Annotated in this window: 27 protein-coding genes and 1 other annotated feature; of the genes, 17 read left to right on the forward strand and 10 right to left on the reverse strand. The window is 36.8% G+C overall.

Annotation, left to right across the window (positions count from 1 at the left end):
* The first annotated feature begins 21 nt into the window (after positions 1-21).
* The 3 genes from hemH (at position 22) to VF726_RS00230 (ending at position 2,932) form a co-directional block, all read left to right on the forward strand.
* Positions 22-981 (forward strand): ferrochelatase, encoded by a 960-nt coding sequence (hemH, locus tag VF726_RS00220; protein ID WP_440164962.1) that lies wholly within the window; start codon positions 22-24, stop codon positions 979-981.
* 59 nt (positions 982-1,040) lie between these two features.
* A complete protein-coding gene (katB, locus tag VF726_RS00225; protein ID WP_440164964.1) occupies positions 1,041-2,507 on the forward strand; it encodes a catalase KatB in 1,467 nt (488 codons plus the stop codon).
* 119 nt (positions 2,508-2,626) lie between these two features.
* A complete protein-coding gene (locus VF726_RS00230) occupies positions 2,627-2,932 on the forward strand; it encodes a hypothetical protein (RefSeq protein WP_440164966.1) in 306 nt (101 codons plus the stop codon).
* Positions 2,933-3,118: 186 nt separating this feature from the next.
* Here the strand turns inward: VF726_RS00230 and VF726_RS00235 are convergent, their stop codons facing one another.
* The gene (locus VF726_RS00235) at positions 3,119-4,351 is read right to left on the reverse strand and encodes an ammonium transporter (RefSeq protein WP_440164968.1); all 1,233 of its coding nucleotides are present in this window, start codon (positions 4,349-4,351) and stop codon (positions 3,119-3,121) included.
* Between the two features lie 213 nt (positions 4,352-4,564).
* Here VF726_RS00235 and VF726_RS00240 point away from each other — a divergent pair, with 213 nt between their 5' ends.
* From VF726_RS00240 to VF726_RS00250, 3 genes are all read left to right on the forward strand, one after another.
* On the forward strand, positions 4,565-5,866 hold the full coding sequence (locus tag VF726_RS00240; RefSeq protein ID WP_440164970.1) for an alpha-amylase family glycosyl hydrolase: 1,302 nt from the start codon (positions 4,565-4,567) through the stop codon (positions 5,864-5,866).
* 47 nt (positions 5,867-5,913) lie between these two features.
* Entirely contained in the window at positions 5,914-6,141 is a 228-nt protein-coding gene (locus VF726_RS00245; protein WP_440164972.1) for a hypothetical protein, read from the forward strand.
* A gap of 215 nt (positions 6,142-6,356) precedes the next feature.
* Positions 6,357-7,238, forward strand: a complete 882-nt coding sequence (locus tag VF726_RS00250; protein ID WP_440164974.1) for a helix-turn-helix domain-containing protein — start codon at positions 6,357-6,359, stop codon at positions 7,236-7,238.
* A 585-nt stretch (positions 7,239-7,823) separates the two neighbouring features.
* On the opposite strand, the gene VF726_RS00255 is transcribed toward VF726_RS00250, so the two are convergent.
* Positions 7,824-8,315 carry a YajQ family cyclic di-GMP-binding protein gene (locus VF726_RS00255; RefSeq protein WP_001040146.1) on the reverse strand — a complete coding sequence of 164 codons (492 nt, stop codon included), beginning with the start codon at positions 8,313-8,315 and terminating at the stop codon, positions 7,824-7,826.
* Positions 8,316-8,552: 237 nt separating this feature from the next.
* Between VF726_RS00255 and VF726_RS00260 the strand changes: the two genes are divergently transcribed.
* A complete protein-coding gene (locus VF726_RS00260) occupies positions 8,553-9,407 on the forward strand; it encodes a CvfB family protein (RefSeq protein ID WP_440164977.1) in 855 nt (284 codons plus the stop codon).
* Positions 9,408-9,460: 53 nt separating this feature from the next.
* Here the strand turns inward: VF726_RS00260 and prsA are convergent, their stop codons facing one another.
* Together prsA and VF726_RS00270 are read right to left on the reverse strand one after the other, a co-directional pair.
* Positions 9,461-10,318 (reverse strand): peptidylprolyl isomerase PrsA, encoded by an 858-nt coding sequence (gene prsA / locus VF726_RS00265; protein ID WP_440164979.1) that lies wholly within the window; start codon positions 10,316-10,318, stop codon positions 9,461-9,463.
* 129 nt (positions 10,319-10,447) lie between these two features.
* Positions 10,448-10,579 (reverse strand): DUF3941 domain-containing protein, encoded by a 132-nt coding sequence (locus VF726_RS00270; RefSeq protein ID WP_001120851.1) that lies wholly within the window; start codon positions 10,577-10,579, stop codon positions 10,448-10,450.
* A 100-nt stretch (positions 10,580-10,679) separates the two neighbouring features.
* Here VF726_RS00270 and VF726_RS00275 point away from each other — a divergent pair, with 100 nt between their 5' ends.
* On the forward strand, positions 10,680-11,537 hold the full coding sequence (locus VF726_RS00275) for a YitT family protein (RefSeq protein ID WP_071758300.1): 858 nt from the start codon (positions 10,680-10,682) through the stop codon (positions 11,535-11,537).
* A 25-nt stretch (positions 11,538-11,562) separates the two neighbouring features.
* Here VF726_RS00275 and VF726_RS00280 read toward each other — a convergent pair whose 3' ends face one another.
* The 3 genes from VF726_RS00280 to VF726_RS00290 form a co-directional block, all read right to left on the reverse strand.
* Complete coding sequence (locus VF726_RS00280) at positions 11,563-11,760, reverse strand: DUF3813 domain-containing protein (protein WP_000527393.1); 198 nt, start codon at positions 11,758-11,760, stop codon at positions 11,563-11,565.
* Positions 11,761-11,901 (reverse strand): hypothetical protein, encoded by a 141-nt coding sequence (locus tag VF726_RS00285; protein ID WP_000516816.1) that lies wholly within the window; start codon positions 11,899-11,901, stop codon positions 11,761-11,763. It abuts the gene before it with no gap.
* 105 nt (positions 11,902-12,006) lie between these two features.
* The gene (locus tag VF726_RS00290; protein ID WP_048545178.1) at positions 12,007-12,816 is read right to left on the reverse strand and encodes a Cof-type HAD-IIB family hydrolase; all 810 of its coding nucleotides are present in this window, start codon (positions 12,814-12,816) and stop codon (positions 12,007-12,009) included.
* 493 nt (positions 12,817-13,309) lie between these two features.
* On the opposite strand from VF726_RS00290, the gene VF726_RS00295 reads away from it, so the two are divergent.
* Positions 13,310-13,489, forward strand: coding sequence for a YjzC family protein (locus VF726_RS00295; RefSeq protein WP_000531421.1), 180 nt, complete (start codon positions 13,310-13,312; stop codon positions 13,487-13,489).
* A 211-nt stretch (positions 13,490-13,700) separates the two neighbouring features.
* Entirely contained in the window at positions 13,701-16,301 is a 2,601-nt protein-coding gene (clpB, locus tag VF726_RS00300) for an ATP-dependent chaperone ClpB (RefSeq protein WP_440164985.1), read from the forward strand.
* 37 nt (positions 16,302-16,338) lie between these two features.
* Here the strand turns inward: clpB and VF726_RS00305 are convergent, their stop codons facing one another.
* Positions 16,339-16,521 carry a YjzD family protein gene (locus tag VF726_RS00305; RefSeq protein WP_001211116.1) on the reverse strand — a complete coding sequence of 61 codons (183 nt, stop codon included), beginning with the start codon at positions 16,519-16,521 and terminating at the stop codon, positions 16,339-16,341.
* A 156-nt stretch (positions 16,522-16,677) separates the two neighbouring features.
* Here VF726_RS00305 and VF726_RS00310 point away from each other — a divergent pair, with 156 nt between their 5' ends.
* The 7 genes from VF726_RS00310 (at position 16,678) to VF726_RS00340 (ending at position 22,778) form a co-directional block, all read left to right on the forward strand.
* Entirely contained in the window at positions 16,678-17,412 is a 735-nt protein-coding gene (locus tag VF726_RS00310; RefSeq protein WP_147807464.1) for an alpha/beta hydrolase, read from the forward strand.
* 29 nt (positions 17,413-17,441) lie between these two features.
* Complete coding sequence (locus VF726_RS00315) at positions 17,442-18,314, forward strand: NAD-dependent epimerase/dehydratase family protein (RefSeq protein WP_440164989.1); 873 nt, start codon at positions 17,442-17,444, stop codon at positions 18,312-18,314.
* Between the two features lie 53 nt (positions 18,315-18,367).
* Complete coding sequence (locus VF726_RS00320) at positions 18,368-18,544, forward strand: ComZ family protein (protein ID WP_048527481.1); 177 nt, start codon at positions 18,368-18,370, stop codon at positions 18,542-18,544.
* A gap of 245 nt (positions 18,545-18,789) precedes the next feature.
* Positions 18,790-19,722 carry a beta-ketoacyl-ACP synthase III gene (fabH, locus tag VF726_RS00325; protein ID WP_440164992.1) on the forward strand — a complete coding sequence of 311 codons (933 nt, stop codon included), beginning with the start codon at positions 18,790-18,792 and terminating at the stop codon, positions 19,720-19,722.
* Between the two features lie 31 nt (positions 19,723-19,753).
* Positions 19,754-20,992: a beta-ketoacyl-ACP synthase II gene (gene fabF, locus VF726_RS00330; protein WP_016088900.1), complete on the forward strand. Its 1,239-nt coding sequence runs from the start codon at positions 19,754-19,756 to the stop codon at positions 20,990-20,992.
* A gap of 106 nt (positions 20,993-21,098) precedes the next feature.
* Positions 21,099-21,887, forward strand: coding sequence for a DUF2268 domain-containing protein (locus VF726_RS00335; protein ID WP_440164994.1), 789 nt, complete (start codon positions 21,099-21,101; stop codon positions 21,885-21,887).
* 144 nt (positions 21,888-22,031) lie between these two features.
* Entirely contained in the window at positions 22,032-22,778 is a 747-nt protein-coding gene (locus VF726_RS00340; RefSeq protein ID WP_440164996.1) for a YjbA family protein, read from the forward strand.
* 525 nt (positions 22,779-23,303) lie between these two features.
* On the opposite strand, the gene trpS is transcribed toward VF726_RS00340, so the two are convergent.
* Complete coding sequence (gene trpS, locus VF726_RS00345; protein WP_098254665.1) at positions 23,304-24,293, reverse strand: tryptophan--tRNA ligase; 990 nt, start codon at positions 24,291-24,293, stop codon at positions 23,304-23,306.
* Positions 24,294-24,368: 75 nt separating this feature from the next.
* Positions 24,369-24,585, reverse strand: a binding site (T-box leader).
* Between the two features lie 105 nt (positions 24,586-24,690).
* Complete coding sequence (locus VF726_RS00350) at positions 24,691-25,071, reverse strand: DUF3899 domain-containing protein (protein WP_071758296.1); 381 nt, start codon at positions 25,069-25,071, stop codon at positions 24,691-24,693.
* Positions 25,072-25,189 lie beyond the last annotated feature (118 nt).

The raw sequence follows: 25,189 nt of genomic DNA on the forward strand, positions 1-25,189 counted from the left end.
CAAAATCGAGGTGTTATATAGATGGCAAAGAAAAAAATAGGTTTACTCGTAATGGCGTATGGAACGCCAGAATCATTAGATGATGTAGAAGCGTACTACACACATATTCGCCACGGTCGTAAACCTTCCGAAGAATCACTCCAAGACTTAATCGGGCGCTATAAAGCGATTGGTGGAATTTCACCACTTGCAAAAATTACGAAAGAGCAAGCGCATAAATTAACAGATTCAATGAATAATATGTTTACAGAGTATGAATTTACTTGTTACTTAGGCTTAAAACATATTGCTCCATTTATAGAAGATGCAGTAGAAGAGATGAAGCGCGATGGAATTGAGCAGGCGATTAGTATCGTATTAGCGCCACACTATTCTACATTTAGCATTAAAGCGTATAATGACCGTGCGATTCGTCTTTCAAAAGAAATCGGTGGTCCTGTTATTGAACCGATTGAACAATGGTACGATGAACCGAAATTTATTTCCTATTGGGCAGATCAAATAAAAGAAACATTTACAAAGATTGAAGATAAAGAGAAAGCAGTCGTAATTTTTTCAGCGCATAGTTTACCAGAGAAAATTATTGCGGCAGGTGACCCGTATGTGGAGCAATTGCAGCATACAGCAGATTTAATTGCGGAGGCTGCCGATATTCAAAACTACACAACGGGTTGGCAAAGTGCTGGAAATACACCGGATCCATGGATTGGTCCAGATGTGCAAGATTTAACGAGAGATTTATTTGAAGAGCATGGATATGAATCTTTCATATATTGCCCAGTTGGCTTTGTCGCAGAGCATTTAGAAGTTTTATATGACAACGATTATGAGTGTAAAGTTGTTACTGATGAATTAAATGCCGCATATTTTAGACCAAATATGCCAAATTCACAATCTGTATTTATTGATTGCTTAGCTGAAATTGTTTCCAAAAAAATGAAGGAAATAGTTGACAAGAATTTAGTTTTGAATAATAATTAGTTTATAATAATTTTAAATAAATAATAATTACCATGAAAGAAAGAGGAGGATCCCCCTAGATGAATCCAAATAATCGCTTAACAACAAACCAAGGTGCTCCAGTTGGAGACAATCAAAATTCTCGTACAGCTGGTCGCCGTGGACCGGTATTATTAGAAGACTATCATTTAGTAGAAAAACTAGCTCACTTTGATCGTGAACGTATTCCGGAGCGTGTTGTGCATGCACGTGGTGCAGGTGCTCACGGTGTATTCGTAACGAAAAACAGCATGAAGCAATATACGAAAGCAGCATTTTTACAAAATGAAGGAACTGAAACGCCTGTATTTGTTCGTTTCTCAACGGTTATTCATGGTCAAGGTTCTCCAGAAACAGCTCGTGACCCACGCGGGTTCGCTGTTAAATTTTATACAGAAGAAGGAAATTACGATATTGTAGGTAACCATTTACCGGTCTTCTTCATTCGTGATGCAATTAAATTCCCTGATATGGTGCATTCTTTAAAACCAGCACCTGATACAAATATTCAAACGCCAGATCGTTACTGGGATTTCATGACGTTAAGTCCAGAATCTACACATATGATGACATGGGTGTTCTCTGATTACGGTACACCAGCAAGCTATCGCGAAATGGAAGGTTTCGGTGTCCATTCATTTAAATGGATTAATGCAGAAGGTAAAATCGTCTATATTAAATATCACTGGAAACCACAGCAAGCTGTACGTAACTTAAATGCAAAAGAAGTGCAAGAAGTACAAGGGAAAGACTTCAACCATGCAACTCGTGACTTGTTCGATGCAATCGAAAAAGGAAATTATCCAAAGTGGGATTTACACGTACAAGTGATGCAACTAGAAGAAACGGATTCTTTAGACTTTGATCCATTAGACCCAACGAAAGTATGGCCGGAAGATCGCTTCCCGTTAATCGAAGTAGGAACAATGACGTTAAATCGTAATCCGAAAAACTTCTTTGCAGAAGTAGAACAAGTGGCGTTCTCTCCAAGTGCAACTGTAAATGGTATTGAACCATCTGAAGATAAATTATTACAAGGTCGTTTATTCTCTTACCCAGATACACAGCGTTACCGCCTTGGTGCAAACTACTTACAAATTCCTGTAAACTGCCCATATGCAGCTGTTCATAACCAACAACGTGATGGTGCAATGCAAATCAATCAAAACCCATCTACAATCAACTACGAACCGAGCCGTCATGCTGAAAATCCAGTTGAAGACCCGACTTACCGCGATTCAACTATGAAAGTTGAAGGCTATGTATCTCGTGAAAAAATTGACAAACCAAATGACTTCAAACAAGCAGGTGAGCGTTACCGTTCATTCTCTAAAGAAGAGCAAGACAACTTAATTGCAAACTTAACAAATGACTTAAAAGACGTAAATGAGCGCACGAAATTACTAGCCGTTTGTAACTTCTTCCGTGCAGATCAAGAGTACGGAATGCGTTTAGCGCAATCTTTAAATGTTGATATTACGCAATATGTGGGAAATGCTCCGAAATAAATAGGAAAAGACGACTGTTAAACGGTCGTCTTTTTTTGTTTGTAAAAGATGTTTTACATTAGGTTCGAAAGATGTTATACTCTTGTCAAATAAGTTTTACATATGCGAGGTGTTTTTTGATGGATGTTTTGATTTTCATTATTGCGCTCAGTGTCTTTTTATTTGTAGTGTTTGCTATTATAAAAATGTTTGTAGCAATTGGGAAACAAGGTGATGAACGTGCTACGTTTATAAAAAATAAAGCGATGGCTGAGACATTTAAAATCGCGATGGGGCTAATGGTACTTGAGATGATCCCGTTTATTTATCATCGTTTTAATGAAACGGTAGGAACACCGTTTAATCCAGTTCGCTTTTTAGCTGTAATAGCGATTGCGTTTCTTATTATATTAAGTTTGAATAAAAGTAAATACGGTGATTCGTAACTTACGCCGGGGTATTCTTCAGTTTTGTCATGTTGGAATTTGTTGGTGAATCGATATATCGTGTCGAAACGTCGATATAGTGAAATAATCGCTGATATATTCTCCAGAATACTAGGTGGGGTATACAACGCTAACAACTACAATAAAAAGAGATGCAATCTACTAAGAATAGATTGCATCTCTTTTTTAGTTTACTCGTTCCGTATATTCATAAGCTTTCTCCCCGTGCATCGAAATATCAAGTCCCATATGTTCTTCGTGCTCATCAACCCGAACAGGGAGGAAGAAGTTAATCGCTTTAATAATGGCATACGTCATGATGATCGTGAATGCATATGTTGCGCTGATTGCTACAAGTTGTTTGAACAGTAGAGCGGCGTTTCCGTAAAATAATCCGTTCGCACCATCGCCGTTTACAGTAGTAGTTGCAAATAGTCCTGTCGCAATACCGCCCCAAGTTCCACCGATGCCGTGGCATCCGAATGCATCGAGTGTGTCGTCGTATCCGAATTTTGTTTTTAAGAAAAAGACCGCTCCGAAGCATAATACGCCGCCGATCGCTCCGATAAGAAGAGCGGAGAAAGGTGTAACGAACCCGCAAGCTGGTGTAATAGCGACTAAACCGGAAACGACTCCGCAAGCAGCTCCCATCGCAGTCGGTTTTGATTGAAAGAACCATTCTGAAAGCATCCAAGTTAATGCGGAGGCAGCAGCGGCTATATTTGTATTAATAAATGCAGTTAAAGCTACATCATTTAAAGATAATGCGCTACCGACGTTAAAACCGAACCAGCCGAACCATAGTAAACCTGCGCCTAACATCGTAAATGGTAAATGGTGAGGAGAAGTACCGTTTATGTTTTTTCGTTTCCCAAGGAAAATAGCTAATACAAGGCCAGCGACACCAGATGTAATATGAACGACATTACCACCAGCGAAGTCTAACGCACCAAGTTCTCTTAGCCAACCGCCAACGCCCCATACCCAATGAGCGACAGGATTGTAAACGAGTGTTGTCCATAGAAGAATGAAAACAAGGAAAGCTGAAAATCGCATTCTTTCGGCGAATGCACCTGAAATTAAAGCGGGAGTTAAAATAGCAAACATAAGCTGGAACATCATAAATAAATTGTGAGGAATAGTAGATGAGTAGTCTGGATTTGGTGCGTAGGTAACTCCGTTTAAACCGAACCAATCGAGTGTACCGATAAGTCCGTGCCAATCTGTTCCAAATGATAAAGAATAACCAATTACAATCCACTGAATCGAAACGATAGCCATTGCGCTATAACTATGCATTGTCGTACTAAGTACGTTTTTACTGCGAACCATGCCCCCATAAAAAAGTGCCAATCCTGGTGTCATTAACATGACCATTACTGTCGTTACAAACATAAAAACAGTATCTCCCGTATTCATTTTCTCTCCTCCTATAATGTTAGAAAAAATAACATCAATTTGTTATGTTTCATATCATATTCGAAATAAAAAGAAAAATCAACTAAAAATTCAGAAAACTTTTTGATTCGTGTTAGAAAATCTAACGTGAGATAATTTGAGAAGAATGAAATCATCGTATGCGATTCGTTTGGATAATTGGTATAATATTCTTACAATTAAAAAATATGGGGGATGCGTGTGGGGAAAATACATACTAGGAAACTGTTCATTTATTTTTGTTTAGCTGTCGTTTTATTTGTACCAATACATACGTTTGCAGATGAAAAAAGAGAGTGGCAAGATGAAGTTATATATTCTATTATGATTGATCGCTTTAATAATGGAGAACCGAAAAATGACAAACAGTTAGAAGTTGGTAATTTAGAAGGGTATCAAGGCGGAGATATAAGAGGGATTATAAAAAGACTGGATTACATAAAAGAAATGGGATTTACCACTGTTATGCTTTCTCCGCTTTTTGAAAGTGGAAAGTACGATGGATTAGACGCGCACAATTTTCAAAAGGTAAATGAACATTTCGGAACAGAAAATGATGTGAAAGAACTTGTACAAGCAGCTCACGCAAAAGGAATGAAAGTTGTACTTCAATTTCCGTTTGGAGAGAATGAACGACAAGTCATCGACGCGATGAAATGGTGGATCAAAGAAGTCGATTTAGATGCAAGTTATGTAATACATAGTGAAAAAAAGTCGCGTTCTTTCTGGAATGATGTGCAAAAAGATATGCAAGCGATAAAGAAAGATTTTCGTATTATGACAAAAGAAGATAGTGAATACAACGAAAAAATAGTAGAATCGTTTTCTAAAGCGGATGTATCAGTGAAACCTTTATATGATGTGAGTAAAAAAGACGGAGAATCCGCTACATTTTTAGATAATCAAGATACGAAAAGATTTGCTCGTATTGCAAAAGAGAATATGAATTATCCGCCACCTCGTTTGAAACTAGCTCTCACGTATTTATTAACATCACCAGGCATTCCGAATTTTTATTACGGAACTGAAATTGCATTAGATGGAGGAGATACTCCGGATAATAGACGATTAATGGATTTCAAATCAGATGAAAAATTTATGCAGCACATAACGAAACTCGGTGAGCTTAGACAAGCGAGACCATCTTTACGTAGGGGTACGTTTGAGCTTCTATACGATCAAAATGGAATGAGTGTAATAAAGAGAAAGTATAAAGATGAAGTGACAGTAGTAGCGATTAATAATACGAAAGAAACACAAAAGGTTGCTTTACCTGTAAGTGCAATTGGCGAAAAACAAGAGTTAAGAGGATTGTTAGAAGATGAAATTATAAGAGAAGAAAACGGAAACTTTTATCTTGTTTTAAAGCGTGAAGAATCAAATGTGTATAAAGTTAACGGGGAAACAGGCGTGAATTGGCTATTTATTTCTTTAATCGTCGGTGTGAACGTATTGTTTATTGCATTTTTAATTGTGGTTAAAAAGAGACGGAAATGAGTCGCGTTTTTTTAGTAATTCTTCTTCAGTTTAAGGTGGTGAGGTATTTGCGGAAAAAGAAGTGGTTCGCTCTATGCGTATGTGTTCTTATCCTATTCGTAAGTTTTTATTTTTGGGACAACCGTGATGAAGGAGAATTTGTTCGGTGGGGCGATAGTGTTCATTCTGTTGATACGGCAGTTCTGAAGAGAAACGATATAAAATACAAAATTGAAAATGATAAAGTATACATTCCTGAAAAATCATTTGATAAAGCAATATGGTGTTGCTCTTAATGAATGCGAAATCTCGGTGGGACAGGCTAAGGGGAAAACTTTCTCCCTAGTCTGTTTTTCTGTGAAGTAAGATTCTCGCCTCGAAATGCAGCTGAGCAAAGAAGTGAAAAGTATGTTAGAACAAACAATAATTGCAACTATACGAATTTTACATTACATTAAAGGATGAAAAATAGTCTTATACTCATTAAGGGTTACACGTTTGAGGAGGAAAAATGGAATTTTACGATTTGGGTATTACCATTAAAGAACTTAGGGTGAAAAAGAATATATCACAATCTGAATTGTGTCATGGAATATGTTCACAAAGTCAAATTAGCAAAATAGAAAAAGGTATGATTTTTCCATCAAGTATATTGTTATATCAACTATCTGAAAGACTTGGTATTGATCCGAATAATATATTTGCACTAACTCAAAATAAAAGATTGAAATATGTAGAAAATGTAAAATGTGTAATAAGAGATTGCATAAAGCAAAAACAATATACAGAACTTTATGAGATAGTAAAAAAAGAAAAAGATGAAAATGCTTTCCGGACAAAAGAAGATAAACAATTTCTACTATGGCATGAAGCAATTGCTATATTTATGGTGAATAGATCAACAAAAACGGCTTTAGATCTTTTAAATAATGCATTAAAACTAACGTTAACCAATGTTGATTTTTTATCAGAAAGGGAAATAGATATTATGCAGACAATGTCTATATTTTATGCGGAAAACAAAGAATACGAAAAAAGTATTGATATATTAAGAAAATGTTTAACTAACTTTAATAAGTTAGATTTTCCTAGAGATAGAGAAATTAAATTAAAAATCATTTTTAATTTAGCGAACTGTTTAGGTCAGGCATATCAACATGAAGAGGCAATGAAATACCTTGATAAGGGCATCAAATTAGCTATTAATTTAAATACGTTATATCTATTAGGTGAACTATACTATTTAAAGGGCTGGAATTTATTAAGGCTTAAAGAACATAATGAAGAAGATGTTGTTGATAACATGAAAAAAGCATTATTTATATTTGAACTAACAGAAAAAGAGCATTATATAAAAAGGATTAAAGAAAAATATTTAAAAAAACATTTATAAATTCTTGAAAATTACTTATACATAGAACAAAACCCACAGGAAAAATCTCTGTAGGTTTTACGCTTATAAACATCTTATTATTTTCTATACACTTGATTCTAAAATAATTCTTGAAGTTTGTATCCTTGTTAATAATTTATATTTCCGTCTATATAGTATTAAAATTAAGGTGATTCGATTATTGCATTACATATGTTTCTTATACCAAGCTTTGTTGATGTGTTTACACTTCGCTGGTGTTGAAGTTTTAGATTTATCCTTGAGTGTAGTCATATTATTAGAACATCCTGCAATATGTAGACAGAATGTAGTTAATAAAAACCATAGTATTAATTTTTTCAAATAACCACTTCTAACTCTTTTTTAATGAATATTTTTCATAAAACAAATTCCTTACTAATTTTACATTACATGAAAGGGTGGAAAATATTCTTATACTCATAATTTGTTACATTTGAGCGGGGAGAGTGGTCTTGCGCCGATTTTCTATGCATAATAATCAAATCCCTATTCTAACTATCCGATTGTGAGTTTCCCTACCCGCTAAAAAGAAAAACATCCTCTGTGTAGAGGATGTTTTTCTTTTTAGCGGTAGTTAATGAATTGTACGTCGATCGGTAAATCAGCACTGCGAACTGCAGCGATAACTGCTTGTAAGTCATCACGGCTTTTTGCTGTAACACGTACTTGGTCATCTTGTACTTGTGTTTTTACTTTTAATTTCATTTCTTTAATGATGTTGTTAATTTTTTTCGCGTTATCTTTATCGATACCTTGTTGAAGTGTTGCGCGTTGGCGAACAGTGTTACCAGTTGCAGCTTCAACTTTTCCGTAATCTAAGTTCTTAATTGGAACGTTACGTTTTACAAGTTTAGAAATTAGAACGTCTTTTACTTGGTCTAATTTGAACTCATCGTCAGAAGTTAAAACAAGTACTTCTTTTTCTAATTTAATATCACTTTTACTTCCTTTAAAGTCATATCGGTTTTGGATTTCCTTTAATGCGATGTTAATTGCGTTTGTTACTTCAGGTAATTCTACTTTCGAAACGATGTCAAAAGAACTATCTTTTGCCATAGTTAGCACCTCCAAATAAATTTCTAATCTTTTTATGTACTGTACATACTAAAGTATAGCTGAAAACGAGTCTAGACTTAAGTGTTTTCATACTTATATTCATGTAACCTCATTTTATTATAGTGAATTTTGGGCAGTTGGACAAATAAAGGAAGAATCGTGTTATAATTAACTTTTGTTTGGAATGATAAAAAGATAAAAAGTTAATTTTATATATATAGAAGGGAATTAAAAAATATGTATTTACAATTAGGAGCGATTGAACAGGTAACTGTTTTACGTGAAACGGAAATCGGATATATGGTTGGGAATGAAGAAGAAGAAATCTTCCTACATAAAAACGAATTAGCTGGAGAAATTGCAGAAGGCGATACGATTGATGTATTCTTATACCTTGATCATCAAAATCGTGTTTCGGCAACAATGAAGGAGCCACTTATTACAACTTTTGACTGGAACTGGGTAAAGGTTGTAGAAGTTATTCCTAGTTTAGGTGTGTTTGTTGATATTGGTGTATCAAAAGATATACTAATCCCAGCTGATGAGTTCCCAATTTACATGCCGGTATGGCCAGAAGTTGGAGATGAATTATATTGTACGCTAAAATTAACGAATCGTGATCGCCTTATCGCTCTTCCAGCAAGAGACAGTGATATGCAGGAAATTATCGTAGATGCGACGCCATCTATGCGTAATAAAAACGTAAATGGACGTGTGTATCGTTCACTTCAAGTTGGTTCATTCATACTAACTGATGAGCATTTCCGTGCTTTCTTACACCATACGGAAAGAAAAGAACAAGTCCGCATCGGTGAACGTGTAACTGGTCGTATTATCGACGTGAAAGATGACGGTACAATTAACATTTCACTTCTTCCTCGTAAAGAAGAAGGAATGGAAGATGATGCTGCTGTAATTTATGCATATATGGAAGAACGAGGCGGAGCAATGCCGTTTTGGGATAAGAGCCACCCAGAAGACATTAAAGAACGCTTCAACATGAGTAAAGCTGCATTTAAGCGTGCGCTTGGTAAAATGATGAAAGAAGAGAAGATTTACCAAGAAGAAGGTTGGACGTATTTTAAGAAATAAATTAAATAAAAAGCACCGCCTTATTTTGTTATAAAAATAAGGCGGTGCTTTTTTTAATTCCCTTGCTCATTCACAAGAGTAAACGTATCTTCCAAGTCACTATCATTTATTTTAATATTTGCCTTTTTCAATTCGTCTTGTAATAGTTTTTTGCTGAATATAGGGTCAGCGATACGTTCTTCTTCCAAGTGTTTGCGAATAGAGTCTTTCACTTCATCATAAGGCTTTAAATCTTTTTTATCAGTTAATTTAATAATGTGATAACCGTTTGGTGATGTAACGGGATCGCTAATTTGTCCGATCTTTAGTTTGTAGGCAGCTGTTTCAAATTCAGGTGCCATTTTGCCTGAATTGAAGTATCCAAGGTCTCCGCCTTTTTCTTTTGATAGTAGATCTTGTGATTCTTGCTTTGCTAATTCTTCAAATGAAGCACCAGCATCTAATTTTTTCTTTATTTCTTTCGCTTCGTTTTCATCGCTTACTAAAATATGACTCGCTTTAATTTCTGGTTTATAGTGGTCTTTCACGTCTTTTTCTGTAATGCTTTTCTTAATCGCTTCATTCATAGCGAGTTTGAATTTAATTTGATTTTTGAAATCAGCTTCATCTTTTAAACCGTTGTTTTTCAATACGTTTTTCAATTGGTCTCCGTATTGATTTTTCGCTTTTTCTACTTCTTTATCTACATCATCGTCAGATACTTTATATTTTTTTGTGATAACGTCTTGCGCCATCATTTCGTACAGCATGTCTTTTCCGTAACGATCTTTCAACTGTTTTTCGAAGTCGCCCTTCGTAATGGTTGAGTCTGTTGCTGTAGCGACTGTATCTGAGTCGTTTTTTTGTCCACAAGCAGATAGCATTAATATACTTAGTAGTGCAGTAATAATGAAAATGTGTTTCCCTCTCATGCCAACACCTCATCCGAATATGTTATCGCTATTGTAGAATATAGAAGTGAACATGAAGTGAATTTTTAATGTTTTTTCCTATGAAATGTAAAAAAAGTACATCAACAATATTGTTGATGTACGATGGAATCAAAGGTGATCGGTCTTTTTAGAATAGGCACGCTTACCTTGCTGAATATTTTTTTGTTCTTGCTCATTTTTTTGCGTACGCTTTGCATTATTATCGCGTGCTTTTTTGTCGTTATCACTCGTATGTGGCATATGTATCAACTCCATTTCTAAACGTTGTACGTTTATCATTTCCTTTTTCGTAAAGACTATGTATAGCAGTGCATTCATGAATAATAAGGGTGGATTAGAAATGGATTTGAAGTTGAATTATGCCGAACTTATAAAGAAGTTAATCGTTGTAATTGTCGCGGGTTTGTTAAATGCGATTGGAATGAATTTATTTTTAACGCCAGCGAAAGTGTACGCAAGTGGTTTTGCTGGATTGTCTCAATTGTTATCACAAATATTAGGTGACTTTTTATCCATTCATATATCAACAGGGGTATTGTTTAGCTTATTTAATATTCCCGTCGTTATTTTAGCATGGAAAAAGGTTGGAAAGGCCTTTACTTTCTTTAGTTTTCTTTGCGTTATATTTATGACTTTGTTTCTAGAAATTATCCCAGTTAGAGCAGTTTCGAACGACATCATATTAAATGCGATTTTTGGCGGGATTATTTCGGCAATAGGTGTAGGTATCGCGTTGAAGTGGGGGGCTTCTACAGGTGGTTTAGATATAATCGCTATGATTTTATCAAAGATTAAAGACAAGCCTGTCGGTACGTATTTTTTCTTCTTTAATGCACTGATTATTATTGCTGCTGGCTATGTGTATGGATGGGAAAAAGCATTATATACTTTGGTAACTTTGTATGTGTCAACGCGAATCATCGATGCAATTCATACGCGTCATGTAAAGATTACGGCATTAATCGTTACGAAGAATGGGGCGGATGTACGAAAGGCGATTCACTCACGCTTAGTGAGGGGGATTACAACTATACCGGCAACAGGTGCTTATACGAATGAAAATAAGGAAATGTTAATGATTGTTATTACTCGTTACGAACTGTATGAATTAGAGAGGGTTATTAAACAAGTGGACCCGGGTGCATTTACAAACGTACTGCAAACAGTTGGGGTGTTTGGATTGTTTCGAAAAGATTAAAGAGGACCAAAGCTGGTCCTCTTTTTTAATGCAAATTCGTAATGTTTTGCAACTGCTCCTGCATTTCACGTAGCTGAACTTTTTCAGCTGTTGAAGAGTTTGCATAAGCAGAGTGCAACGCGTTTTTTGCTCTATATACGAGATCTTGTTGCTCGGCGCCGCTTGAACAAGATACGGCATTTGCAACAGCATCTCTAGCTTGTTGGAATAGTAAGTTCCCCATTTAGACCCCTCCAAAAGAAGAGTTACTTCTCGCTTTTTCTGCCTCAGCTAATGTACCTCTGTACGGGAATCTTGCATCATGCTTCATAACAGCATCGGCTCCTTGTTGGATAAAACGTTTTGATTTGTTCTTTTTACCCATTCGAAAAACCCCCTTTATTTAGCTGAAAACAATCGACGCACTGACTTTTGCGTCTAATTATAGTATGAGCGTTTGGCGAGAAACTATAAGCAGGGAATTTTTAGATTACAATCCAAGAACCTCTTCTAAATATAGGGCAATACCATCTTCTTCGTTCGTTAACGTCGTATGGTTTGCGAGTGATTTTAATTCAGGGATGGCATTTCCCATTGCGATGCCGTGGCCAGCAAATTCAATCATTTCAAAGTCGTTATCTTCATCACCGAAAGCGATAATTCGCTCTTGTGGAATGTTGTAATGGCTAGAAATTTTTTGTAGTCCAACAGCTTTATTTAATCCGCTTTTTACAATTTCAATAATTGGCCAAGGTGCGCCCCATTTTCTATGGTCGATTACTTCAGCGTGCATATCAGTTAAATGTTGACGTATTGCACTGGAATGCTCGTCATGTGCGTCAATTAATAAGCAAGTTGGATGATCGTTTAAAATATTTAATAAGTCTCCTGTAAAAATCTTTGGAGAACCGAATTCGAAAATATGTTTTTTATCTTCATCAATTTCACGAACATACACATCGTCCATTACTTCAGCGTATATATTTTTTACGCCAAAATCAAAGCAAGCTCGGACAATTTCTTGTGCTGTTGCTAGCTCAAGAGGAGAGTGATGTGTACCCCACTTTGAATCAAGAGGATGATGTACGTAAGCGCCATTAAAGTTTACGATTGGTGTATTTAGACCAAGTTCTTTATAGTAATCAAAACTAGCGCGGAATGGACGTCCTGTTGAAATGACAACAATATGTCCTTGTTCCTTTGCCTTTGCAATTGTATGTTTTGTGCGAGTGGAAATTATTTTGTTGTCTGTTAATAAAGTGCCGTCTAAGTCTAATGCGATTAAATGTTGTTTGTTCATAATTTCACCTCTTATAATAATGTATTTTTGTTTCTATCTGTATTTCCGTTTTAATATGCAGAAATAAGAGGTTAATCTGGGTGAGACCACCAAAGATGGAAACTTCACTATATATCCATCTTACGTCGCAAAGCGATGCGGTGTCTACTATTTCTCGCTGGAAATTAAGAAAAGTCAACATCTTTTTAGAAAGTTCAAACAATGTTTCTTTCATTATGGACAAATTGTGAAAAGGGTTACATCGCTCGCATGATGAGGCTTATAATGAACATGTAATCTTCTCGTATATGTTTGACTCTCCTTTGAAACTGGCCTATAGTAGGTTGGTTTCTTTTTTTTCTACAAATAGGAAAGAAATCCCTTCCTAAGCTTGTGTCATTCATGTATATGTACAAGGGCGAAATATAGTACTTGTTTCCTAAACATGACAGAAAAGCTTTCTTTTAAAATGGATATACTAATGAGGCAAAGAAGTCATGGAAGGAGAATGGAAATGGGACAAAATCGTAGGTTTCGTTCTGGACAAAAAGCGCCGAATGATGGCATTTACGTAGAAATTGGTGAAACGGGAAGTATGGTGAAAGATCCGCAAATGGTAAAACTAACTGCTGGTGAGAAGTTTCCAGATAACACGAATCATAATCGCCAGTGGACATATAAAAGAAAACCGTAACAGAAGCCGCAATCATTATTGCGGCTTTTTTGTCGTTACACGTTATAATTTCATTTACCGTATGTTTTTCAATTGTACAATGAATGTTCCCTTTTTCTTTTTCAAATAATAAGTTTGAAAATACATAAGCAAAATTATTGTATAAAAAAGTCAGTTGGCGTATAATCAAATCAAAGGTCAAAGAAAGTCAAACATTTGGAGGACTGTAAAGATGGACTTAAATCAAATGACAACAAAAACACAAGAGGCGATTATGAGTGCCCAATCTTTAGCGGTATCTCATCATCATCAAGAAGTAGATACTGTTCATCTCTTGTTTACATTATTAGAAGAGCAAGATGGGTTAGCAGTACGTATTTTTCAAAAAATGAATGTCGATATAGAAGCGTTAAAACAAGGCGCGGAAAGTTTAATTAAGAAAAAGCCTTCTGTAACGGGAAGCGGTGCAGAAGCAGGCAAATTATATATAACAGGTGCTCTGCAACAACTACTTGTAAGAGCAGGAAAAGAAGCAGAGAAATTGCAAGATGACTACATTTCAGTTGAGCATGTATTGCTTGCTTTTTCTGAAGAAAAAGGCGATATCAATCAATTATTCACAAGATTTCATATTACGAAAGATAACTTATTACAGTCTTTAATGACAGTTCGGGGGAATCAAAGAGTGACTAGTCAAAATCCAGAAGCAACTTATGAAGCGTTAGAAAAATATGGCCGTGATTTAGTGGCAGAAGTAAGAGCGGGGAAAATTGACCCTGTAATCGGCCGAGATAGTGAAATTCGCCGTGTAATTCGCATTCTTTCGCGTAAAACGAAAAACAACCCGGTTTTAATTGGGGAGCCAGGTGTTGGTAAAACAGCAATCGTTGAAGGATTAGCGCAGCGTATTGTGAAGAAGGATGTACCTGAAGGATTAAAAGATAGAACCATCTTTGCATTAGATATGAGTGCGCTTGTAGCTGGAGCGAAATTCCGTGGTGAGTTTGAAGAGCGCCTGCAAGCTGTATTAAATGAAATTAAAAAGAGTGAAGGCCGCATTTTATTATTTATTGATGAACTTCATACAATCGTCGGCGCTGGTAAAACAGAAGGTGCGATGGACGCAGGGAATATGTTAAAACCGATGCTTGCTCGCGGTGAACTGCATTGTATTGGAGCGACGACGCTCGATGAATATCGTAAATATATTGAGAAAGATCCAGCGTTAGAAAGACGTTTCCAACAAGTATTAGCAGAAGAACCAACTGTTGAAGATACAATTTCCATTTTACGTGGTTTAAAAGAGCGTTTTGAAATTTATCATGGTGTAAATATTCATGACCGCGCGATTGTAGCAGCATCTGTTTTATCAGATCGATATATTTCGGATCGTTTCTTACCAGATAAAGCAATTGATCTTGTTGACGAAGCGTGTGCAACGATTCGAACAGAGATTGATTCTATGCCAACAGAATTAGATGAAGTAACGCGCCGCATTATGCAGCTGGAAATTGAAGAAGCGGCTCTTGGAAAAGAGAAGGATTTTGGTAGCCAAGAACGCCTCAAAACGTTGCAACGTGAATTATCGGATTTAAAAGAAGTTGCAACTGGTATGAGAGCGAAATGGGAGAAAGAAAAAGAAGATATTCACAAGGTTCGTGACTTACGTGAACATTTAGAGCGTCTGCGCCGTGAATTAGAAGAGGCAGAAGGGAATTACGATTTAAATAAAGCAGCGGAACTTCGCCATGGGAAAATTCCTGCGATTGAAAAAGAGTTAAAAGAAGCGGAAGAAATGGGCGCACATAATAAACAAGAAAATCGTTTATTACGTGAGGAAGTAAGTGAAGAAGAGATTGCTGATATTGTTTCACGTTGGACTGGTATTCCTGTCGCGAAACTCGTTGAAGGTGAACGTGAGAAATTACTACGCTTAGAGCAAATTTTATCAGAGCGTGTCATCGGACAAGAGGAAGCGGTAAGCCTAGTATCAGACGCAGTTCTTCGTGCACGCGCTGGTATTAAAGACCCGAACCGTCCAATTGGTTCCTTCATCTTTTTAGGACCGACAGGTGTTGGTAAAACAGAACTTGCAAAAACGTTAGCGCAGTCTTTATTCGATAGTGAAGAGCAAATGATTCGTATCGATATGTCTGAGTATATGGAGAAACACGCTGTGTCACGCTTAATTGGTGCGCCTCCTGGATATGTTGGATATGAAGAGGGCGGTCAATTAACAGAAGCGGTAAGACGTAAACCGTATTCCGTTATTTTATTAGACGAAATCGAAAAAGCACATCCAGAAGTATTCAACATTTTATTACAAATGTTAGATGACGGGCGCATTACAGATTCGCAAGGACGTACAGTAGACTTTAAAAATACGGTTATTATTATGACGTCAAATATTGGATCTGCTCATTTGTTAGATGGATTAGAAGAAGATGGCTCCATTAAAGAAGAATCAAGAGAACTTGTAATGGGGCAATTAAGAGGACATTTTCGACCAGAGTTTTTAAACCGTGTCGACGAGATTATTTTATTCAAACCTCTTACAACGAATGAAATTAAAGGTATTGTTGATAAAATTGTAAAAGAATTACAAGGTCGTTTAGCTGACCGTCATATTACAGTACAATTAACAGACGCAGCAAAAGAATTTGTTGTAGAAGCGGGCTTTGATCCGATGTACGGAGCTCGTCCGTTAAAACGATATGTACAGCGTCAAGTTGAGACGAAATTAGCGAGAGAATTAATTGCAGGAACGATTACTGATAACAGTCATGTAGTTGTGGATGTAGAAAATAACGAATTAGTCGTGCATGTAAAGTAAAATAAAAAAGAGTTCGGATAAAATCCGGACTCTTTTTTTAGTGTTGTTCTACTGGCTCGTTTGGAATTGCAGCTGAAATTGCTAGTACTAATACCGCAAGAACAACTGAGAAAATAGACGCTTGGTTAAAATCGTATGTACCGCCAGTCATAGAGCCGATTACGTAGCTCATCATATGTACAAGCAAGAACGACCAAATTAATGCCCAAATGAAACGCATATTTTACACCTCTATTCGTTCAATCTGTCCTTATTGTAACACAATTGAAAAAAGAATATAGAAAAATATTTGTAGATTTTTCAACGCAAATTTGCATTCTGTTCATACATTATAAAAGAGTACTTTTATACGTTTAGAAAATAAGGCGGGGGAAAAATGAGTATTACGGAACGTTTTTTTTACTTAGAAAAAGAACCATGTGTCATTTATTTACCGGAGAAGCCAAATGGATTTTCTGTAATGCTTCTTGGTGATTACAACTACTTTATTGAGAATGGTACAAGTTTATGGACACAGCATGCGGGTAGATCTTATTTTTTACATGGCCTTATTGAGAAAGGCTACACGGTCTTTTCTTCTAATTTATACGGAAGACATTGGGGAAACGACCAATCTGTTCGTCTAGCAAAACGCTTATATGACGTTGTTTTGAGAAAAGAGACATTGAATGCGAAAATGCACATTATGGCGGATGGTATGGGGGCACTTGTAGCACTTGAAATGATGAACAAATACCCTGAATGTATACGCTCTGTCATTATGTTAAATCCATGTTTAGATTTACCAGAATATGTGGAGTTTGAGAAAGAGCATAAGTTTTTTTACAAGAGACTCGTGAAGGAATTAAGTTTGGCGTATGATTCCAAAGAAGAAGAATTGGAATCAAAAATAAATAAGAAATCATTTACGCTTCTTCCATCTTGTGTACCTGTTAAAGTTTTCGTATCAACACAAGAAAAAAGAGGAAGAAAACAGTTGTTACGTAAATACGAGAAAATGAGGCAATTCAATCAATGTGATACTTCTGTCTTATTCCATCTGCAAGATGTGAAATATAAAATGGTTAGGCAAACGACTGATTTCTTTAAAAAATATGAAGAAGAATTGTGAGGCTCCCATATACATAAATGAGGAGCTATTTGTTTCAAGGAGAAAGGGTTGGTGGTATGGAACGCGTGCTAATTATAGGTGCACTTACGTTTGTAGGTTATCACCTTGTGAATAAAATGATTGCAGAAGAAGTAGAAGTGTACGGTCTTGATTTTGATGAATTCGAGAATATGACAAAAATTAATGAAGAAAAGTTATTGTTAATTGGGCGAAATGCGTTATTTACGTATTACTCGATAAGAGATGAAGATGGGTGGAGATCGGTAGAAGAAGAGACGTTCGATACAGTTTACTTTTGCTTATATGAGCCAAATCAAAAAAGTGGCTTTCGGAATGAAAGAGTTATATTACAGTATTTAAAGCGAATTATACGACTGTGTGAAGAACATAAAGTGAAATTAAATCTAATTTCTTCTATTGAAGTAGGAAACGCAGATGAGTCCGAAAATAAACGTCTATTTTCGAAAGTAGAAGAAGGCTTGAAAAAAGGAGAGGTACAATATAGTGTATTTCGAGTTCCTACATTATACGGTCCATGGCAACCATCTTTTATGATGTATCATCAGCTTATTTTATCAGAACTGGGTGAGAAAGAGTGCCATTATGCGACTGAGGAAAACGCCAGTGATCTACTGTACGTTGAAGATGTATGTGAATACTTATGGGAAAATGGAATGAACGAAGGGTATCTCGGTATATACAATTTACTTAGTGGCAAAAAATCATTATGGAAAAAAGGTATGAATCTTTTACGTGCAGAGGATAAAGTAAATAAAGAGGATGAAGAAGAAAGAGAGGAAGCTGTAGAGGTGATTTCGATAAAAAGAAATACTCCGTTAGAATACGGTTTAAATAAACAATTGGCACATATGAAAAAATATAAAGAGTTATACGAAGGATAGCGAGCGTGTTACACTATGTATGTGAAAGTTTTAATGGAGAGGAAGAACGTAATATGAATGAGAAAAGCATGCAATTTTTACAAATCGCAATGAAGCATTTACCAGAAGCAAAGGCCATTTTAGACGATAATGGAATTGCGCTTGATATGGAGAAAGCACAACCAGTATTAGAGTTATTGATGAAAGTTATGAACGAAGCATATGAACTTGGGAAAGCAGAAAAAGAATAAAAGCAAAGAATAAAAGCATCTTTTTAGATGGGAGAGGGGCTCGAGCCGCGGATAGAAGCGGTTCGGGCCTTTTTATATTTCGTAAGAAACAGGGAAAGGTATGTTTCTGTTTCTTTTCATAAATAATAAGGTGAATAATGCGCTCGCTTTATGTTTTAGCTGAAATATATTCTAGACAAAATTACATTTATGTTTTAAAATTAGTACCAAGTCATAATAATTGATATAAAACGGAGGGCTGCGATGTGAACGTGGGCATTTTAGGGATCGGAAGATATGTGCCGGAAAAAGTAGTCACAAATCACGATTTAGAGAAAATAATGGATACATCCGATGAATGGATTCGTACGAGAACAGGGATTGCGGAAAGACGCATTGCCGATGATACAATAGATACTTCATATATGGCCGTAGAGGCTGCTAAAAAAGCGCTTGAAGATTCAGGAATTAGCGGAGAGGATATCGATCTTATTTTAGTAGCGACGGTAACGCCAGATCGTGCTTTCCCGGCAGTAGCTTGTGTCATTCAAGAAGCGATTGGAGCGAAACATGCAGCTGCAATGGATGTAGGTGCAGCATGTGCTGGTTTTATGTACGGGATGATTACAGCGCAGCAATTTATTCAAACGGGAACTTATAAAAATGTATTAGTAGTTGGTAGTGATAAACTATCTAAAATTGTAGACTGGAATGATCGCAATACAGCAGTATTATTTGGAGACGGAGCTGGTGCTATCGTAATGGGAGCTGTTTCAGAAGGAAGAGGAGTTCTATCTTTCGAATTAGGAGCAGACGGAAGTGGCGGTAAGCATCTTTATCAAGACGAGTATGTTATGATGAATGGCAGAGAAGTCTTTAAATTTGCTGTTCGTCAACTGGGTGAATCTTGTCTTCGCGTGCTGGATAAAGCTGGTCTTACAAAAGAGGATGTGGATTTCTTAGTACCACATCAAGCGAATATTCGTATTATGGAATCTGCAAGAGAGAGATTAAATTTACCACAAGAAAAAATGAGTATGACAATTGAGAAGTTTGGTAATACATCAGCTTCTTCTATTCCAATTGCAATGGTCGAGGAATTGCAAAATGGACGTATTCAAGATGGAGATTTAATCATACTTGTTGGTTTCGGCGGCGGATTAACATGGGGAGCAGTCGCTCTTCGTTGGGGTAAATAAGGACTGAGAGAAAAAAAGGAGTGTATTTTGTATGGAAAAAAAGAGGGTCGTAATTACAGGACTAGGAGCTGTTACACCGATCGGAACAGATGTTGAAACAGCGTGGGAAAACATTAAAAAGGGTGTATCTGGAATCGGACGACTTACACGAATTGATCCGGAACTATTTCCAGCAAAAGTAGCAGCAGAAATTAACGACTTTGAAGTCGAGAAATATATTGATAAAAAAGAAGCGCGCCGTATGGATCGCTTTACACAATATGCAGTAGCAGCAGCGAAAATGGCAGTTGAGGATGCAAAGCTTGAAATTACAGAAGAAAACGGACCTCGAATTGGTGTGTGGATTGGTTCTGGTATTGGTGGTATGGAAACATACGAAGAACAATTTAAGATTTTTACTGAGAAAGGCCCGCGCCGCGTGAGCCCATTCTTTGTACCTATGATGATTCCAGATATGGCAGCAGGTCAAGTATCGATCGCAACAGGGGCGAAGGGAATCAATACTTGTTCTGTAACAGCTTGTGCATCTGGTGCAAACTCAATTGGTGATGCATTTAAAGCGATTCAGCGCGGTGATGCTGACGCAATGATTACAGGCGGAGCAGAGGCGCCGTTAACAAGTATGGCATTTGCAGGATTTAGCTCAGCGAAAGCATTAACATTCAATGAAGATCCAGCAACAGCTTGTCGTCCATTTGATAAAAACCGTAGCGGTTTCGTAATGGGTGAAGGTTCAGGTATTTTAATTCTTGAAGAATTAGAGCACGCATTAGCTCGTGGTGCTCACATTTATGCGGAAATCGCTGGTTACGGTGCAACTGGTGATGCATTCCATATTACAATGCCGGCTCCTGGCGGTGAAGGCGGCGTGCGTGCAATGCGTCAAGCTTTAGCAGATGCAGGTCTACAGCCAGAAGATATTGATTACATTAATGCGCACGGTACAAGTACGGATGCGAATGAAAAGTATGAAACGATGGCAATTAAAGAAACGTTCGGTGAGCACGCGTATAAAGTAGCGATTAGCTCAACGAAGTCAATGACAGGTCACTTATTAGGAGCAGCTGGTGCTGTTGAAGCGATCTTCTCAATTAAATCAATTACAGATGGAGTAATTCCTCCAACAATTAACTATGAAACACCAGATCCAGAGTGTGACTTAGATTACGTACCGAATAAAGCGAGACAACAAGAAGTAAATGCAGTATTAAGTAACTCATTAGGATTCGGTGGTCATAACGCAGTATTAGTATTTAAATCGTATAAATAATAGATAGAATAAGGAGTTTTTTCGCAATATATTGCGAAAAAACTCCTTATTTATTTTTACGCCTTTTTCTCCTTTTGCATATACATAAGAAAAAGGAGGGATAAAGATGGGGATTGTTGAAACTGCTGAGTGGTTACATCTATATTATGGACGGCCAGAAAAGCTCTGTGAGAAATTTACGAAGTATATCCCGCTGCCAAAAGAAAGGTTGTATCGCTTTTTAATTTCTAAAGGTATGTATCGCCCGGTTATGCGAGGAGAACAAGAAATTAAAGAGTTAGAGAAAAAGGAGATTTGGAGAGAGCTTCGTACGGAGTATGAGAAACTGAAAGATTGGTTAAAAGGTCCAGATGTCCCTGTCTTTATTTTATTATCAGATCCCTATAATCGAACTGTACAAGAAGAGTATAACGGTAGGGCAGGATTATCTATGCGTCACGTTATTTTCTTATTCGTATGTGGACGGAATTCGGTGGAAGAGTTAAAAGTGTTATTGGCGCATGAATATCATCACATATGCAGGTTGCATCAAATTGAGACGAAAGAAACAGAATACACATTACTTGATACGATGATTATGGAAGGGCTAGCTGAGCAAGCAGTAGCAGAAAGGTACTCAGAAAAAAACAATGCACCGTGGACGACGTATCTTTCAAAAGATGAGGCTATTTATTATTGGAAAAACGTTGTACATGAAAGGATAAGTATAAAACGAGGAACAAGGGAGCATGACATTTTATTAAATGGATTTCATTCTTATCCGAAGATGCTTGGTTATGCACTCGGATTTCATATTGTCAAAGATTGTGTAACTTCCGCATCTATAGATACAATTTCTTTATTATCTATAGATGCGAAAGAAATATTAAATAAAGCAAATACATTTCATATATAAAAAAACAGGAGCTCTATTTCCTGTTTTTTTTAGTATTAATAGAAGAAAAAATAATAATTAGAATATATTTCCTTAGGTGGAATAAAGTTAAGAAAAATTGAACATAATGATTGATACAAACAGTAGTGAAGTGAGGGGTAGTGAATGTTATATCTACATGATGTATGGGTAAATTGGTTTGAAGGTGAAGAGAATGGGTATAACGTTTGTCATTTTTACGAATGGCGAAAAGATGATACGATTGAGCTATTAGATCAAGTGCCATTATTAAAAGTAGATTCCACATTATATCATTACATCGAGGACGAATTGTTAGAGCTTCCGCAAAAATTGTTGGAAGACGTACATCATAAGGCTTATATTCGTAAAAATCATGAACGTTTGCAGCAAGAGTATTGCTTTGTAGTTACAGATGGAAAAGGAATTATTGCGATTGACACAATTGGTTACAATGTGCCAATTCGAAAGAGCAGACTTATACCGCGCCAAGAGCAGATGGTATATGAGATGGTAGAAAACGTACAAGCAGAAAAGTATGAGTTCCAAGTAGAAGAAATGGAAAAAGAACATCATATTTTATCACCATCACCTTTCATTATGAATGGCTTAACTCGTAAAGAAAGACAGCTGAAACAATTATTATTTATGGCGTTAGATCAATTACATACAACGAAAAACACAGCAGAAATTCGCTATTGGTTCACAGAGTGGGATCCATCATCATACGGAATGGTACAACATATGGAATTTGAAGATATTTGGGCTAAACTGTATGATGAAGCGAAAACAGGCTGGTCTGAGAAGCACGAACAATTATGCGAGCGTCTTGTAAAAGGACAGCCATTTTTTGAAAAGTTATGGGAAATGGAAAACGAGCAAAAGGTAAATTAAAAAAACCGCCAATTGGCGGTTTTTTTAATTTGTTGTAGCTTAGCTCCAGCGGCAAGAATGTTCGGTGGCTTCGCGCCTTCCTGCGAGGCAAAAAACGCCTCTACGTCAGGAGCTCCATCCCCCTCACATTCTAAGCGAGCCGCTTCCGCTTTTATGAAATCTAGCTCGGGCTCCTAGCCCTTCGCGTCTAAGAACCTTCCGCACGAGAAGGTAAAAAGCACCTTCTGTGGGAAAGAACCTTAGCCGTCAGGGCTAAACAGTCGCCTCCGCTTTATATAGTAATCCAGCTCCAGCGGCAAGAATGTTCGGTGGCTTCGCGCCTTCCTGCGAGGCAAAAAACGCCTCTACGTCAGGAGCTCCATCCCCCTCACATTCTAAGCGAGCCGCTTCCGCTTTTTATGAAATCCAGCTCCGGCAGCTAGCTCTTCGTGTCTAAGAACCTTCCGCATAAGAAGACAAAAAGCGTCTTCTATGCGAAAGAACCTTAGCCAGTCAGAGCTGAACGAGCTGCCGCCGCTTTATATGTTACCTACGTTTTCTACTTAATCCCATAGCGTTTTCTACTTTGCGTAGTTGTTTGAATGCAACGCGGTTTGCTTTTTCGGCACCTTTGTCTAGAATTTCGTCTAGTTCTGGTGAGTTGATTAGTTCGTTATATTTGTCTTGGATTGGACGAATTGCTTCTACGACTACTTGTGCTAGGTCGCCTTTGAAGTCGCCGTATCCTTTTCCTTCGTACATTGCTTCGATTTCTTCTACTGTTTTTCCAGAGAATGAAGAGTAGATTGTCAATAAGTTAGAGATGCCAGGTTTGTTTTCTTTATCGAATTTCACAATACCTTCAGAATCAGTTACAGCACTCTTAATTTTCTTTTCAATTGTTTTTGGTTCATCAAGCATGCTGATCATTGATTTTGGATTCGGATCAGATTTACTCATTTTCTTCGTAGGCTCTGTTAATGACATAACGCGAGCGCCTACTTTTGGAATACGGATTTCAGGAACAGTGAACACTTCACGGAAGCGTTTGTTGAAACGCTCTGCTAGGTCACGTGTTAGTTCCATATGTTGTTTTTGATCATCACCGACAGGTACGATTTCAGTGTTGTAAAGTAAAATATCAGCAGCCATTAATGGTGGATACGTAAGTAATCCAGCTGGAACGGAATCTCTACCTGATGCTTTATCTTTATATTGCGTCATACGCTCTAATTCTCCAACGTAAGCAACTGATTGCATAATCCATCCTAGTTGAGCGTGTGCTGGTACTTCTGACTGTACAAATAAAGTAGCTTTTTCAGGATCGATGCCGCATGCTACATAAAGTGCAGCAAGACTGCGGATGTTTTTACGAAGTTGTACGGGATCTTGAGGTACTGTAATCGCATGTTGGTTTACAATGCAGAAATAACAGTCGTGCTCATTTTGAAGCTCTGTAAATTGCTTCATAGCTCCTAAATAGTTTCCAAGTGTAATCGTTCCACTCGGCTGAATACCAGAAAAGATAACTGACATAAGTAATTCCTCCTAAATTTGAATGCGTGATAGGGAAGAGAAGGCAAACAAAAAAGCCCATTCATCCCAAAAAACTATAGGGACGAATGGACCGCGGTACCACCCTAATTATTTCACTACTGTGAAATCTCTCTAATCCATCATAACGTTTGGATATAACGCCAAAGCCTACTACTTTCGGTTCGGTTTGGTGCTCAAAAGCCCATTCCATACTGTACAATTACTTGTTCACACCAGCCACAAGCTCTCTGAAATTGCCTCAATATGTACTCTTCTTTATCATCGCATACATATAAATTTATTTATTGTTACTTGAGCTCTTTTAATATGAAAGAACTAAAGTTTTATAACAAAATGTTTTGCTGATTATTATATCATATGGGATAGTGTTTGCAAACTACATCAAAATAGTAAAGCTAATGAGGGTCGAGAACAACCCAAGAACGATACCGGTAATGCAAATTGGATACGTCCATTTGAATGAATATGTTTTATAAATACGTTCTTTCTTATCGACAGGTTCCTCTACTTCTTCAATTAAGGACTCAATTTTTTTGTTCGTACCAAACACTCTTTGAAAGGCGTAAATTGTTACATTGAAAAATCCATTTTGAAATATGAATAAAAAACCGCCAACAAGAATAAAAAATAGTGCGATATAAAACGAGATGTTGACAAAATTCAACAAAAACTGCGATGAAACGAGGAATGCGCCAATACTAGAAGCGATTATCGCCATGAAAATTAGTATACAAGTATGAAAAAAAACTTTATTCAAAATGTTCCCCTCCGTCAAAATATTACTAGAATTATTATACTATAAAAGCTATAATATGTACTATAATTAATTTTTTGAAAATTATACGCAATTAAAGGTCTGATTTCAAGATGATGGT

The sequence above is a fragment of the Bacillus sp. Brlt_9 genome (assembly GCF_051948935.1).
Lineage (GTDB): Bacteria > Bacillota > Bacilli > Bacillales > Bacillaceae_G > Bacillus_A.

What these genes read in the sequence shown, in the direction of transcription:
- hemH (WP_440164962.1), top strand. Translation starts at nt 22, where the DNA reads ATGGCAAAGAAAAAAATAGGTTTACTCGTAATGGCGTATGGAACGCCA.
- katB (WP_440164964.1), top strand. Translation starts at nt 1,041, where the DNA reads ATGAATCCAAATAATCGCTTAACAACAAACCAAGGTGCTCCAGTTGGA.
- VF726_RS00230 (WP_440164966.1), top strand. Translation starts at nt 2,627, where the DNA reads ATGGATGTTTTGATTTTCATTATTGCGCTCAGTGTCTTTTTATTTGTA.
- VF726_RS00235 (WP_440164968.1), bottom strand. Translation starts at nt 4,351, where the DNA reads ATGAATACGGGAGATACTGTTTTTATGTTTGTAACGACAGTAATGGTC.
- VF726_RS00240 (WP_440164970.1), top strand. Translation starts at nt 4,565, where the DNA reads ATGCGTGTGGGGAAAATACATACTAGGAAACTGTTCATTTATTTTTGT.
- VF726_RS00250 (WP_440164974.1), top strand. Translation starts at nt 6,357, where the DNA reads ATGGAATTTTACGATTTGGGTATTACCATTAAAGAACTTAGGGTGAAA.
- VF726_RS00255 (WP_001040146.1), bottom strand. Translation starts at nt 8,315, where the DNA reads ATGGCAAAAGATAGTTCTTTTGACATCGTTTCGAAAGTAGAATTACCT.
- VF726_RS00260 (WP_440164977.1), top strand. Translation starts at nt 8,553, where the DNA reads ATGTATTTACAATTAGGAGCGATTGAACAGGTAACTGTTTTACGTGAA.
- prsA (WP_440164979.1), bottom strand. Translation starts at nt 10,318, where the DNA reads ATGAGAGGGAAACACATTTTCATTATTACTGCACTACTAAGTATATTA.
- VF726_RS00270 (WP_001120851.1), bottom strand. Translation starts at nt 10,579, where the DNA reads ATGCCACATACGAGTGATAACGACAAAAAAGCACGCGATAATAATGCA.
- VF726_RS00275 (WP_071758300.1), top strand. Translation starts at nt 10,680, where the DNA reads ATGGATTTGAAGTTGAATTATGCCGAACTTATAAAGAAGTTAATCGTT.
- VF726_RS00280 (WP_000527393.1), bottom strand. Translation starts at nt 11,760, where the DNA reads ATGGGGAACTTACTATTCCAACAAGCTAGAGATGCTGTTGCAAATGCC.
- VF726_RS00285 (WP_000516816.1), bottom strand. Translation starts at nt 11,901, where the DNA reads ATGGGTAAAAAGAACAAATCAAAACGTTTTATCCAACAAGGAGCCGAT.
- VF726_RS00290 (WP_048545178.1), bottom strand. Translation starts at nt 12,816, where the DNA reads ATGAACAAACAACATTTAATCGCATTAGACTTAGACGGCACTTTATTA.
- VF726_RS00295 (WP_000531421.1), top strand. Translation starts at nt 13,310, where the DNA reads ATGGGACAAAATCGTAGGTTTCGTTCTGGACAAAAAGCGCCGAATGAT.
- clpB (WP_440164985.1), top strand. Translation starts at nt 13,701, where the DNA reads ATGGACTTAAATCAAATGACAACAAAAACACAAGAGGCGATTATGAGT.
- VF726_RS00305 (WP_001211116.1), bottom strand. Translation starts at nt 16,521, where the DNA reads ATGCGTTTCATTTGGGCATTAATTTGGTCGTTCTTGCTTGTACATATG.
- VF726_RS00310 (WP_147807464.1), top strand. Translation starts at nt 16,678, where the DNA reads ATGAGTATTACGGAACGTTTTTTTTACTTAGAAAAAGAACCATGTGTC.
- VF726_RS00320 (WP_048527481.1), top strand. Translation starts at nt 18,368, where the DNA reads ATGAATGAGAAAAGCATGCAATTTTTACAAATCGCAATGAAGCATTTA.
- fabF (WP_016088900.1), top strand. Translation starts at nt 19,754, where the DNA reads ATGGAAAAAAAGAGGGTCGTAATTACAGGACTAGGAGCTGTTACACCG.
- VF726_RS00335 (WP_440164994.1), top strand. Translation starts at nt 21,099, where the DNA reads ATGGGGATTGTTGAAACTGCTGAGTGGTTACATCTATATTATGGACGG.
- VF726_RS00340 (WP_440164996.1), top strand. Translation starts at nt 22,032, where the DNA reads ATGTTATATCTACATGATGTATGGGTAAATTGGTTTGAAGGTGAAGAG.
- trpS (WP_098254665.1), bottom strand. Translation starts at nt 24,293, where the DNA reads ATGTCAGTTATCTTTTCTGGTATTCAGCCGAGTGGAACGATTACACTT.